Raw genomic sequence first — 13,722 nt, forward strand, 5'->3', positions numbered from 1 at the left:
ACGCCTCCTCGCTTTTATTAAGAGGCTATGCCAATCTTTGCCGTTTTATTCAGCTTTGCGTGTTCAATATTGTTTCAGCCGTAAGCTCTATTTTTATTTTACGACGAATATTTCTAAATTTTATTCAAAAATATATCAAACAAAGGATTTGCCTATCATTTCATATTAAAAATGAAAACGATTTTCTCTTACTAAACTATCCATGGAGATGAATATGTCTAACCTCACTGAAAAACAAGCCCTGGCCTGGAAAGGTTTTAAAGGTCACTCTTGGCAAGCTAAAGTCGAAGTTCGCGACTTTATCCAAGATAACTACACTCCTTATGAAGGAGATGAAACCTTTTTAGCTTCTGCTACCGAAGCAACGGATACATTATGGGCTGACGTTATGGAGGGAATTAAAATCGAAAATGCCACCAAGGCACCTCTGGATTTTGACACTGAAATTATCTCAACCATTACCTCTCATGACGCCGGATATATTGACCAATCCTTAGAGAAAATCGTTGGTTTGCAAACAGATAAACCTTTGAAACGTGCGATCATGCCAAATGGTGGTATTCGTATGATCGAGAGTTCTTGTAAAGCCTATGATAAAACATTGGATCCTGAAGTTTTAGACATCTTTACCAAATATCGTAAGACCCATAATCAAGGCGTTTTTGATGTCTATACCCCTGAAACCATGGCTTGCCGTAAATCCGGTGTCATTACAGGGTTACCTGATGCGTATGGTCGTGGTCGTATCATCGGGGATTATCGCCGTGTAGCCCTGTATGGTATTGATTTTTTAATGGTTGATAAACGCCAGCAATTTGATTCCTTACAAGAAAATTTAGAGGCAGGTAAAAACTTAGAAGAAACTATTCGTTTACGTGAAGAAATTACAGAGCAATATCGTGCCTTAAATGATATGAAAACCATGGCAGCATCCTATGGTTACGACATCTCAGCCCCAGCCACCAACGCACAAGAAGCCATTCAATGGACATATTTTGCTTATTTGGCAGCTGTTAAATCCCAAAACGGGGCGGCAATGTCTTTGGGACGTACATCAACATTTTTGGACATTTATATTCAACGTGACCTAGACAATGGTGTTATTACTGAGGAGCAAGCTCAAGAGTTTATCGATCACTTTGTGATGAAATTGCGAATGGTTCGTTTCCTTCGCACTCCAGAATATGATGAACTCTTTTCTGGTGATCCAATTTGGGCAACAGAATCTGTGGGCGGTATGGGGCTTGACGGACGCACATTAGTTACAAAGAACTCTTTCCGTTTTCTAAATACACTTTACACAATGGGACCTTCACCAGAACCAAACATTACCATTTTATGGTCTGAAAAGCTGCCTAAAGGCTTTAAAGAATTTAGCAGTAAAGTTTCCATTGATACTTCATCATTACAATATGAAAATGATGATTTGATGCGTCCAGATTTCAACAGTGATGATTATGCCACTGCATGTTGTGTCAGCCCAATGGTCGTGGGTAAACAAATGCAGTTCTTTGGTGCTCGTGCAAACCTTGCCAAAACATTACTTTATGTCATTAATGGCGGTGTTGATGAAAAATCAAAAGCTCAAGTTGGTCCTAAAACCGTGCCAATAATGGATGAAGTGCTTGACTTTGATAAAGTTATGGCTGGTATGGATAATTTCATGGATTGGTTGGCAAAACAATATGTCACAGCCCTGAATTGTATTCATTATATGCATGATAAATATAGCTATGAAGCTGCATTAATGGCGTTACATGATCGTGATGTTATTCGCACAATGGCTTGTGGTATCGCTGGACTTTCCGTTGCAGCAGATTCTTTATCAGCAATCAAATACGCCAAAGTTCACCCTGTTCGTGATGAAAATGGGGTTGCTGTCGATTTTGAAATTGAGGGTGAGTATCCGCAATTCGGCAATAATGATAATCGTGTAGATGATATTGCATGTGATCTTGTTGAACGCTTTATGAAGAAGATTAGTAAACTTCCCATGTATCGTGGTGCCGTACCAACACAATCTGTCCTAACCATTACATCAAATGTCGTTTATGGTAAAAAAACAGGGAATACTCCTGATGGTCGTCGTGCTGGAGCTCCATTTGGACCAGGCGCAAATCCGATGCATGGCAGGGATAAAAAAGGCGCTGTTGCTTCTTTGACTTCTGTCGCTAAACTGCCTTATGCCTATGCAAAAGATGGCATTTCTTATACATTTTCAATTATTCCGAATGCCTTGGGTAAAGACGACACTGTGCGCAAAGCCAACCTTGCAGGCATGATGGATGGATATTTCCATCATAATGACAACCGTGAAGGTGGGCAGCATTTGAACGTCAATGTGTTTAACAAAGAAACCTTGGTCGATGCACAACAACATCCTGAAAAATATCCGAGCTTAACAATCCGCGTTTCTGGATATGCGGTACGATTTAACTCGTTAACCACTGAACAGCAAAATGATGTGATTAATCGTACATTCACAGCTTCTATGTAAAGATTAAACAATCCTTTTACTCTATAACGAACGAATACTAACGAAAGACCCTTTATAGGGTCTTTCTTACAACTATAAATGAAAGCATAAATATGTCAGCAGAGCTTATTACAGGACGTATTCATTCCGTTGAATCTTTTGGTACTGTTGATGGCGATGGAATTCGATTTATTGTCTTTGTTCAAGGCTGTTTAATGCAATGTTTATACTGCCATAATCCCGATGCTTTAGATATTAAAGGAGGGAAAATTGTCACCGTTCCAGAATTGATGAAAGAAATCGTAACTTATAAATCTTTCCTACAACCGAATGGCGGTGGTGTTACTGCTTCTGGTGGAGAAGCTGTTTTACAAGCAAAATTCGTAACGAAATTATTTAAAGCAGCACACCAAGAACAACTGACAACTTGCCTTGATACAAATGGTTATGTCCGTGACTATAACCAAGATATTATTGACTTAGTCAATGAATCTGATCTGGTCATGCTTGATCTAAAACAAATCAATAATGATATTCACAGAAAACTAACGGGAATTTCTAATCAACACGCCAAGAGATTTGCTGAGTATCTTCATCAACAAAATAAGCGCACATGGATACGATATGTGGTTGTTCCTGGTTGGACAGACGATAATGAATCTGCACATTTATTGGGACAATTTACCAAAGAGATGGATAATGTTGAACGTATTGAAATGTTGCCTTTCCATCAAATGGGCGCAAACAAATGGAAAACTCTAGAAAAAGAATATAAATTGGAAGGCGTTGAACCCCCATCTGCTGAAACTTTAAAACGGTTACAATCTATTCTGGCAAGTTATGGGCATAAGGTTATTTATTAATTCTTGACGATCGCCACGAATAATAAATACATCTTGATTGTTTATCAGCAACTATAATAATTAAATAATAATTATTTTTATTAAAAAATTTCATAAGTATTATATGTCTGTATATATTCAGTGAACAATCATAAATATAACAGGATTTTTCATGAAGAAAATATTAATTGTGGCAGGTTTAATGGCTTTACCCATATGTGCTTCTGCTGCAAACACAAAAAAACCTTTAGCTTTTGATACAATAGAAGCTGCATCAAAACGGTTTTCCCCACCTTTATGTCAAGGAGATATAGGAGGTCTGATCAATGCAATATCAGATTGCTATGAAAACACAGATAGAACGTCGCCTGATATTCAACAATGTATTCTTGCTGATATCGCCATTACAAGTCAGATTATGTTAGAGCAAGAAAAAAGAGCTGCTTTGGGGAAACCAGATATTAGTCAAGAATATCCTTTTGTGTCTTGGCCAACTTTCCAAAAACGCTTTAACTATTACGTAAAGCCACAATTCCCCAATAAGGGACTGAAACAAATTCTTACTTATTATAAACAAGATGCTGCTATTTTCTTAGTTCAACTGACAAACTCTTGTAAAAAAGAAGGCAATACTGATTCTGCCGACTAATAATCTCCATACACAAAAGGAGGCTTTTAAAGCCTCCCTTTTCATGATCTATAACAGCAAATCTTATTCAGCCATAAGACGAAGAACATAAGGCAAAATACCACCATGACGGTAATATTCAACTTCCTCTTGGGTATCCACACGACAAATCAATTGAACATCTTGAGTTGACCCATCAGCACGATGAATACGCATTGTCATCTTTTGACGTGGTTGTAATGTTTCCACACCAAGAATATCAATTTGCTCATCCCCTTTAAGGTTTAACGTTTTGCGCGTTGTTCCTTCTTCAAATAATAATGGAAGCACACCCATTCCTACAAGGTTAGAACGGTGAATACGCTCAAAGCTTTCTGCAACAACAGCTTTCACACCCAAAAGATTGGTGCCTTTGGCTGCCCAGTCACGAGAAGAACCCATTCCGTATTCTTTACCACCGAAGACAACTAATGGTGTGTTTTCTTGCATATATTGCATCGCAACATCGTAAATCGCACCTTCTTTGCCATCTGGATAATGTTTACTGTAGCCACCTTCAACACCTGGAACCATCTCGTTACGAATGCGGATATTAGCGAAGGTTCCACGCATCATGACTTCATGGTTACCACGACGAGAACCATAAGAGTTAAAGTCTTCGACTTTCACACCATGATCGGTCAAATATCTTCCTGCTGGGGAATCTTTACGAATAGAGCCTGCTGGAGAAATATGGTCGGTTGTCACGTTATCAGCCAAGATTGCTAATACTCTGGCCCCTTTGATATCAGGACGTGTTGCTGGTGCTTGTTGACCCATGCCATCAAAATATGGTGGATTGCGGACATAAGTTGATTTTTCATCCCAACTATAGGTTTGCGACCCAGTTGCAACGGACAAAGCTTGCCATTCTTTAGGCCCTTTTTCAACGCCATCATATCCTTTAAGGAATTCAGCTTTGGTAATCGAAGAAGCCATGGCATCAGAGATTTCTTTGGCTGATGGCCAAATATCTTTCAAATAGATTTCTTTACCATCTTTGGAAACGCCAATTGGATCTTTGGTAATATCTTTACGCAATGTTCCCAAAATTGCATAAGCAACCACCAACGGAGGGCTGGCAAGATAATTCGCACGAACGTTTGGAGAAATACGACCTTCAAAATTGCGGTTACCAGATAGAACGGCCGTGGCTACCATTTTATTATTTTCAATCGTATCAATGATATCATCTTCTAACGGACCTGAATTCCCGATACACGTCGTACAACCATATCCAACAATATTAAATCCTAATGCATTTAAAGGCTCAATCAAGCCAGCATTTTTCAAATAATTCGTTGCGACTTTTGATCCAGGTGCTAAAGAAGTCTTAACCCAAGGTTTACGGGTTAATCCCAATGCATGTGCCTTTTTCGCCAACAATCCAGCAGCCATCATGACTTCAGCATTGGATGTATTGGTACAAGAGGTAATCGCAGCAATCACGACAGAGCCATGTTCTAATTCATAATCAGCATTGGCAACAGGATAAGATTTGTCTTGAGCTGCTGGAACATTAAATCCGTCTGTTAATTCTTTTTCAAATACCGTTTTTGCAGCAGATAAATCAATACGATCTTGTGGACGACGTGGGCCAGAAATAGAAGGAACAACAGTTCCGATATCAAGTTCTAATGTATCGGTAAATTCTGGATCAACCGCGTTTGCATCACGGAACATGCCTTGAGCTTTAAGATAAGCTTCAACTAATTTAATTTGATGTTCATCACGGCCCGTTAAACGTAAATAATCAAGGGCTTGTTGATCGACTGGGAAGAACCCACAAGTTGCTCCATATTCAGGTGCCATATTTGCAATCGTTGCACGGGTATATAGTGGTAAATGATCCAACGCTGGACCAAAAAATTCGACAAATTTACCAACAACACCTTTTTTACGCAGCATTTCGGTAACTTTTAAGACTAAATCTGTCGCAGTTACACCAGCAGCCAATTTGCCTGTTAATTTAAACCCAATAACATCAGGAATTAACATGGTGATTGGCTGCCCCAACATTGCGGCTTCGGCTTCAATTCCACCAACACCCCAACCCAAAACACCCAAACCATTAATCATGGTTGTATGTGAATCAGTTCCATATAACGTATCGGGATATGCGTAGGTTTTACCATCTTCCTCATTATGCCAAACCACTTTGGCAATATGTTCCAAGTTAACTTGGTGACAAATCCCTGTATCAGGAGGAACAACGGAGAAATCTTTAAATGCTTCTTGCCCCCACCGTAAAAACGCATAACGTTCAGCATTACGTTGAAATTCCAACGTGATATTTTGTGTTAATGCAGTAGAAGATGCAGAATAATCAACCATCACAGAGTGGTCGATAACCAAATTCACAGGAATCAAAGGATTAACTTTTTGAGGGTCGCCTTTTAAACTAATCATCCCTTCACGCATAGCAGCCAAATCCACAACGGCAGGAACCCCTGTAAAATCTTGCATCAAAATACGTGCTGGACGAAATGGAACCTCGGAATCACTACGATGATTTTTTAACCATTCTACGACAGATTTTGCATTCTCAACGGTAAAGGCTTTTCCATTTTCAAAGCGTAGAATATTTTCAAGTAATACTTTTAACGTGACAGGCAAATGTTTAACAGAGCCTATTTGTTTTTCTGCTTCGGGTAAAGAAAAGTAATGATAGTTTTTTCCATCAACATCTAATGTGCGACATGTTTTTAAACTATCTTGGCCAATGAGCTTCATAATGGCTTCCTTATTCGTGTATTTCGTTTCTGAACAATCTATATAGTAAACTATTTTACCAAAATTATCGATTACTATAGTTTTTATATCCCGAATCGAATAAAAGCAATTATATGAGTCAATTTGTTTTTTCACTTACGTGTGTACTGAAACGAAAAGGATATAAATACTGTCTATTATATCAACAAATTGTTTTGAGATTATCAATATCAGCGCATTTCATGGGGAAAAGTTAGTTTTAAAAAATATCAGCTTTTCACTTTCTTCCGATGAGTCTTTGATTATCACAGGAAAGAACGGTGCTGGTAAAAGTACGTTGCTGCGTATCTTAGCAGGACTTAGATCGCCGGATGCTGGACAAATAACTTGGAATAAGGCCGATATTACCAAAAACGCTATAGAACATACACAACATATCGCTTGGCTGAGCCATCAAGATTCTTTAAAATCCGCCCTTACTGTCAAAGAAAACTTACTAATCACCAGTCAAATTTACAAAACTGATCTTCAAGCAGCTTTAAAAACAGTGAACCTAGATCACATGGCGGATATTCCTGTGCGCATGCTATCCGCAGGGCAAAAGCGACGCACAGCACTGGCGCGTATTTTATTAAAACCTGCACAATTATGGTTGTTGGATGAGCCGTCTATTGGATTAGATCAAGAAACCATCGAACAATTAGGTTTAATCTTTAAAAAATTTACAAAACAGGGGGGAATGATTATTACCACAACTCATATTCCCTTACCTTTAGAAAATAGCAAAACGCTTCATCTACCCTCTTTATCGTCTTTGGTACCATCCCTATAAAATGCGTATATTTTTATTCTTTATTCGCCGAGAAATACAATTGTCCTTGAAATACGGGACGGATAGTTTAGGCACGATTTTATTTTTTATTTTAATCGCTTCTTTGTTTCCATTAGCCTTGGGGCCAGAGCCACAATTATTGCGTCAAATCGCCCCAGGTATTTTATGGGTATGTGTTTTACTCGCCGCTCTATTACCCATAGAGCGTCTGTTTAACCATGAATATGAAGATGGATCATTGGAGCAACTCTTATTGTTGGGATTGCCCCCATATGGTGTTGCATTCGCAAAAATAGTAGGGCATTGGTTAACAACAGGGATGCCTTTACTGATTGCCAGTGTTCCTTTAGCCTTGATGTTCAACTTTCCCTATCATGCAATCCCTTTATTCCTATTTAGCCTGATGATTGGCACAGGATGTTTGTCCTTACTCGGCGGCATGGCAACTTGTATTGCCCTAGGTGCCAGAAGAAGTGCTTTCTTACTTCCTTTACTGACCTTTCCTTTACTAACCCCAATTATCATTTTCGGCGCAATGATTACGGATGCTCAACTCCATGCATTAAATTTTATGCCTCACCTTCAATTACTCGGGGCTTGTTTTGCACTGGCATTACCACTTTGCCCATTCGTCGCTGGGGCTGGACTTAAATTAGCCGTAGAGTGAGTGGTATCAGGTGCATTTCCTTCGACTGTAAACGGAATTTCACCAGAGCTTTCTTCGCCTTTCCACGTCCAAATCTGCCATTGCAATTTGTATTTTCCTGCTGTTAATGGATATTGTGTTTTTACCTGCGTGTGATCTAAAGAAACCGTTGCTGGGATGAGCTTTGGTTCTCCTTGTTCCCCAACCAGTAATAATCTGCTACGAAAAGGGTTAAATTCATGATCGTATTTCAACATAATTTCTTGAGTGCCAGCCTGCAATGTTTGGTTCGCTTTTGGAATAGAGCTTTTGACATCAATCGCGTATGCAGATATTCCCAAAACGCTAGCTCCTACCAAAACACAAATAGCTGCAGACTTGATTTTATAATATTTTTGCACTTTTGATCCTTTATGTATAAAAAAGAATTTCTTCCTTACGCATCCTAAGCTATCTTGATCCCTGAAAACAATATCATTCTTTGTATTCTTCATCTCAATATAGGAAATATGAATATTATGCCTCGTCACCGTATAACGTTCCTTACCCTTTTAGGAATATGTTTTTCAAGTCTGGTCGGTTCATATTCTGCATACGCTAATTATAAAAGATGTTGGATTAAAGAAGGTGTTGCAACCATTAATTGTAACCCAGCAGATGGCTATTATTTTATCAAAGAAAAAGACCTTTATAAAAAATGCACCGTTGCGAATGGATGGTTAAAAAAAGATTGTAAAGAAGAAGATGGTTTTGCCATGATCTTAAAAAATCATCATTGGGTTCAATGCCCCATACAAAACGGTAAAAAGATAGAAAGCTGTACCCTTGCCACTGGATATTACACAATATTTGTACCGCATTTACCGTTGTTGTAAGCTGTATTAATTCACACACTCTATAAAATATTGAGCATGCCAGTGATTCATAATACAAAATTTACAATCCATCTTTTGAAAGCTGACAATTCAGGTTTGCTTATAGATCTGTTTATTAAATCTATCCATGAAACTGCCAATAAAGACTATAGTCCAGAACAAATTAAAGCATGGTCGCAAATCGACCCTGAACAATGGCATAATAAATTTAGAGAACTGACCACATGGGTTGCTATAACAAAAGAAAATTTCATTGTTGGCTTTATCAGCCTTCAAGCAACTCATCATATTGAGATGCTTTATGTTCATCCAACCTATCAACGTATCGGTGTAGCAACTCAACTTTTAAAAAAATTAGAAGATCAAGAAATGATACATCATATAAAAATGCTCAGTACCGATGCCAGCATTACTGCTAAACCTTTTTTTGAAAAACATCAATTTACAGTTTTTACCCATCAGCATGTATATTGTCGTGGGCAACTATTAACAAACTTTCAAATGAAAAAATACTTTTAGCAATAGCAACTAAGATACTTCTTAATATTCCTAACAAGATTTGATCAATAAGCTACATATCCTTCAGTATCTATTTACTTAACGAAGCGACCAGTTATCACGATCTATATAATCATGCGGTAAGCCATATTTATTTTCTTTTTCCGAACCACGGACTAACATCAACGCCAAAAACACGATCAACAACACACAAAATAAGCATAATATACTCAGAGCAACCCATAATGGGTCCTCTGCGCGTTCCACGTTTTCTAACGCTTCCCAGTCTTGTAAAGTCCTAAGTAATGCCAAGATAAAATGATTAATCAAATATCCAAAACAAGAAAGGATCATACTCAATAAAAAAAAACCATTTTCCACTGAGATTAATATCATGAAACCTGCGCACCCATGATGAAATAACAGGCACAATAAAGATCCCAAACATCATCAATAGTAACAAAAGATATGCACCATCACTCATCCATGATGCTAATAAAGATACGATTACACCAATTCCAAGAAAAAGAAAAAAGGAACTCCAAACCTCTCTTCTGCAAGCACGACCTTTATAATCAAAAGATCTTTGTATCGCTTGGATGCCCCAACAAAAGAAACACGCTATCATGGTATATCTCCAAGAATAATATTTCTTATATTACAAATATATTATTTCATTTTATCAGGTCACTACTAAAATATAATAAAGGCATATTCTATCAAATATGCCCTTGAACTATAAAATTATTTATTATTTAGTTTCTTTATTAGGTTGATCTTTAGCAAATGGTTCTCCTTGAGGAGGATAAGCAGTCTTCCAACTTGGAGGAGATGGCAAATTCGTAGGATGCTCTTTTAATTCTTTCAGCAAATAATTTACAGCAGTTTCCAGTTGTTTATCATGACCATCTTGTAATTCACCAGGTGTATTTTCGACTTCGATATCAGGTTCAACACCATAATTTTCAATAATCCACTCAGAATTCAATCCATAGAGGCTTTCCTCTGGAATGGTAATATATCCCCCATCACGTAAAGGCCAATATCCACGAATACCACGAACACCGCCCCATGTGCGTTTACCAATCACTTTACCCAATCCATATTTACGGAAGTAGTATGGGAAAATATCTCCATCAGATGCAGAATATTGATTAACCAAAGTTACTTTGGGTCCATTGATTAATTGTTGAGGCAACGTTGCTTGCATTTTTTCCCGATTGGTCGTCATACCAACCAAAATGCGTCGCAATCTTTCCAACAAGATTTGATCGATAAACCCACCGCCATTCCAACGGTCATCAATAATCACGGCTTCTTTGTCAAGTTGAGAGTAAAATTGGCGAATAAATTGCTGCATTCCCAACTCTTCCATATCAGACAGATAAATATAAGCAATTCTGCCATCTGATATACGATCAACGAGTTTACGATTATGCTCTACCCATGCCCTTTCTTTCAAAGAAAGCTCGTTTTTAAGCGTATTCACTTCAACATTTTTGACTTTACCTGAATCTTTATCTTCAAAAGACAATTGCACAGGATTAGAAACCCCAACAAAGAACTGATAAGGATTCACATTTCCTTTAACCTCTTGCCCATTCACAGACAATAAGAAGTCTCCCTCGTTAATATTTAACCCTGGTTCTGTCAAAGGACTGCGATATTGTTTACGGCTATTATCCCCTTGGTAAATTTTTGCCAATGAATAGCGTTGCTTTTGTGCATCATAGGCAAAATCAACACCTAATAAAGCAGTTGGAACTGCTTTAACGGGGTCTTGTTGATCCCCACCCCCTACATAAGTATGAGAGTTCCCAATTTCACCCACCATTTGTCCGATAATATAATTCACGTCAGCTCTAGAACCAGCCAAAGGCATCAAAGCCGCATATTTATCGTGAATGGCTTGCCAATCTTGACCATTCATCTTTGGATTAACAAATAAATCCCTTTGTAAACGCCAAGCATTGTTAAACATTTCTTGCCATTCTTTCGGTGGCTCTATTCGAGCCCGCATCGAAGAAACATCTAATGTTTTATCATCGCTATGTTTTTCTTTGGCATCCGCAACAATCCAAGAGTCTTTTTGATTGTAGAGAACCTTTTTACCATCATAAGACAGGCTGTAATTATCAATCCCTTTTTCAATCAATGAATCTTTGCGTTCTTTGAGATCGTAAACATGCAGTTCAGGCTTTTCACCAGAAAACTCTCCAGAAATCGTTTGTGGTGGAGATAGTAAATAATAAATCTTGTCCCCAGCAGCCTGCATATCTGCGATTTCGCCACCCGTCATGGGTACGGGAACAATTCGATTACCAAACCCTTGCGTGTCAAATTCTACTTCTGGCACAGATGCTTTCTTAGCATCTTTGTCATCTTTAGTGTCAGTTTGTCCTTCATCGGAACGCACGGCAAAAGGTGATGGGATATCCGAAGCCAAAGTCGCGACATAGATCCCTGCACTTTTAACCGTTAGTGCATTCATTTCATTATCAGCAAACACTGTATTTTCATAACGGTTAGAAACAAAATATAAATATTTACCATCAGGAGAAAATACAGGTAAATAATCACTATTTTGACCTGTAGTCAGCCGAGAAGGCATATTCTGAGCAATATTATACGCCCATAAGGTACGTTGTTGGTTGGCTTGTGTTAGGCTATATGCAATCCATTTGCTATCAGGAGAGAAATTAAAATCATGAATTTCAGCATTCCGATCCACAGCAATTTGCTTTAGATTCTTACCAGTAACATCGACCAGCCATAAATTATGGTTTCCATCGGAGAAAGCGAGTTTTTTACCATCTGGAGAAAAACGCGGTGCATAATAATATCCTGATTTAAAATCAGTTAAGATTTTTTCTTCCCCACCAATTGATGGACGAATTGCAATATTTTGCTCACCATTTTTATCCGTTGTATAGGCTATCCATTGCCCATCAGGAGACCAAACTGGATGATCTGCATCCACATCACTCGCATAAATTAAGTTCCGTATCGCACCGTGTTCGACTGGCACGGTAAAGATATTTCCTCTGGCAGCAAAGGCAGCGCGTTTACCATTCGGAGAAATCGAATAATCAGGTTGTTGAGCCGCATCAATTTTACGAATAGAATCACTAACCTCTACAAAACGAGGCATCGTGCGTGTGCCATCATCAGGAACTTTGATTGAAACCGTATGAAGTTGTTCGGAAGGCAAATCCAAGACATAGAGTTTGCCACCTTGTTGGAAAACAATACCATTATCACCCAATGATGGAAAATCAATATCGTAATCTGTAAAATGCGTAACCTGTGTGGTTTTCCCCGTCGCTTTATCATATACCCACAAATTTAAACGACGATTAGCATCACGATCTGATAGAAAATAAATCTTATGTTGGTACCACATTGGAATTGTATCTGTGCCTTTCCAATGGGTAATTTGATCGAGCTTTTTCGTATCAAAATTATAAGTGTAAACGTCTTGAGCCAGCCCGCCATCATACCGTTTCCATGTGCGGAAATCACGGTAAATACGGGTGTAAGCAATTTCTTTGTCCGAAACGCCATAGCTGATAAACCCAGAGCGATCTAAAGGAAGTTGTTTAGGTAAACCACCATCGACAGAAACTGTAAACGGCAAGCTCATCCAACTGTTCCACGCATTGCGACGAGATAAGAAGACAATTTCCTTTGAATCAGGCGTCCATGTGACAACCATATTATCAGGTCCCCACCGTTCAGGAGCCGAAGCGACAACATCAGAGTGATAAGTTAACCGTTTAACCGCTCCACCAGCGGCAGGCATGACATAAACATCACGATTGCCTTGATAGCTGGCGGTAAAAGCCAACCATCTTCCATCAGGCGAGTATCGTGGCATTAAATCTTCACCCGTATCCGCAGTCAAACGATGTGCAGTTCCACCTTTTCTATCGACTTCCCACACATCACCACGCGCAACAAATGCAATCTTATCCCCGTGTAAGGTTGGATAACGCATCAATGCCTGTTCTTGTGTTTTTTCTTGTGTTTGTGCAGATTTAGTATTTTCATCCGCCCACGCAGGGATCGAAATCATCCCATAACCAACAGTTCCAATTTGCACCAACATGGTGCTGAATAATAATTTCTTCCATCTATCGACCTGAACCATTGGTTGTTTTTCTCCTGAAAAGTA

At 38.6% G+C, this 13,722-nt stretch carries 12 protein-coding genes; 7 read left to right on the top strand and 5 right to left on the bottom strand.

All coding sequences use genetic code 11. The features are described from left to right. Window positions 1-214 precede the first annotated feature (214 nt). The 3 genes from pflB (at window position 215) to PQG52_RS05145 (ending at window position 3,967) form a co-directional block, all read left to right on the top strand. Window positions 215-2,497, top strand: coding sequence for a formate C-acetyltransferase (gene pflB, locus PQG52_RS05135; protein ID WP_271828288.1), 2,283 nt, complete (start codon window positions 215-217; stop codon window positions 2,495-2,497). Between the two features lie 92 nt (window positions 2,498-2,589). After that, window positions 2,590-3,339, top strand: coding sequence for a pyruvate formate lyase 1-activating protein (gene pflA / locus PQG52_RS05140; RefSeq protein WP_271828289.1), 750 nt, complete (start codon window positions 2,590-2,592; stop codon window positions 3,337-3,339). 151 nt (window positions 3,340-3,490) lie between these two features. Further along, window positions 3,491-3,967 carry a hypothetical protein gene (locus tag PQG52_RS05145; protein ID WP_271789645.1) on the top strand — a complete coding sequence of 159 codons (477 nt, stop codon included), beginning with the start codon at window positions 3,491-3,493 and terminating at the stop codon, window positions 3,965-3,967. Window positions 3,968-4,030: 63 nt separating this feature from the next. Here PQG52_RS05145 and acnA read toward each other — a convergent pair whose 3' ends face one another. After that, window positions 4,031-6,718: an aconitate hydratase AcnA gene (acnA, locus tag PQG52_RS05150; protein ID WP_271828290.1), complete on the bottom strand. Its 2,688-nt coding sequence runs from the start codon at window positions 6,716-6,718 to the stop codon at window positions 4,031-4,033. A gap of 199 nt (window positions 6,719-6,917) precedes the next feature. On the opposite strand from acnA, the gene ccmA reads away from it, so the two are divergent. Continuing rightward, entirely contained in the window at window positions 6,918-7,529 is a 612-nt protein-coding gene (gene ccmA / locus PQG52_RS05155; RefSeq protein ID WP_271828615.1) for a heme ABC exporter ATP-binding protein CcmA, read from the top strand. Between the two features lies 1 nt (window position 7,530). Continuing rightward, window positions 7,531-8,196 carry a heme exporter protein CcmB gene (gene ccmB, locus PQG52_RS05160; RefSeq protein WP_271828291.1) on the top strand — a complete coding sequence of 222 codons (666 nt, stop codon included), beginning with the start codon at window positions 7,531-7,533 and terminating at the stop codon, window positions 8,194-8,196. On the opposite strand, the gene PQG52_RS05165 is transcribed toward ccmB, so the two are convergent. Beyond that, window positions 8,112-8,705 carry a copper resistance CopC family protein gene (locus tag PQG52_RS05165; RefSeq protein ID WP_271828292.1) on the bottom strand — a complete coding sequence of 198 codons (594 nt, stop codon included), beginning with the start codon at window positions 8,703-8,705 and terminating at the stop codon, window positions 8,112-8,114. The genes ccmB and PQG52_RS05165 overlap by 85 nt on opposite strands. On the opposite strand from PQG52_RS05165, the gene PQG52_RS05170 reads away from it, so the two are divergent. Both PQG52_RS05170 and PQG52_RS05175 read left to right on the top strand, forming a co-directional pair. Beyond that, window positions 8,694-9,050 carry a hypothetical protein gene (locus tag PQG52_RS05170; protein WP_271828293.1) on the top strand — a complete coding sequence of 119 codons (357 nt, stop codon included), beginning with the start codon at window positions 8,694-8,696 and terminating at the stop codon, window positions 9,048-9,050. The two genes, PQG52_RS05165 and PQG52_RS05170, sit on opposite strands and share 12 nt — an antisense overlap. Before the next feature lie 42 nt (window positions 9,051-9,092). Then, window positions 9,093-9,569, top strand: coding sequence for a GNAT family N-acetyltransferase (locus PQG52_RS05175; RefSeq protein WP_271828294.1), 477 nt, complete (start codon window positions 9,093-9,095; stop codon window positions 9,567-9,569). A 78-nt stretch (window positions 9,570-9,647) separates the two neighbouring features. On the opposite strand, the gene PQG52_RS05180 is transcribed toward PQG52_RS05175, so the two are convergent. The 3 genes from PQG52_RS05180 to PQG52_RS05190 form a co-directional block, all read right to left on the bottom strand. After that, window positions 9,648-9,908 (bottom strand): hypothetical protein, encoded by a 261-nt coding sequence (locus tag PQG52_RS05180; protein ID WP_271828295.1) that lies wholly within the window; start codon window positions 9,906-9,908, stop codon window positions 9,648-9,650. Next, a complete protein-coding gene (locus PQG52_RS05185; RefSeq protein ID WP_271828296.1) occupies window positions 9,871-10,176 on the bottom strand; it encodes a DUF805 domain-containing protein in 306 nt (101 codons plus the stop codon). Before PQG52_RS05185 ends, PQG52_RS05180 begins: the two co-directional genes overlap by 38 nt. A 123-nt stretch (window positions 10,177-10,299) precedes the next feature. After that, entirely contained in the window at window positions 10,300-13,698 is a 3,399-nt protein-coding gene (locus tag PQG52_RS05190) for a S41 family peptidase (protein ID WP_271828297.1), read from the bottom strand. Window positions 13,699-13,722: the final 24 nt, after the last annotated feature.

The organism is Commensalibacter communis (assembly GCF_947179105.1).
GTDB classification, from domain to species: domain Bacteria; phylum Pseudomonadota; class Alphaproteobacteria; order Acetobacterales; family Acetobacteraceae; genus Commensalibacter; species Commensalibacter communis.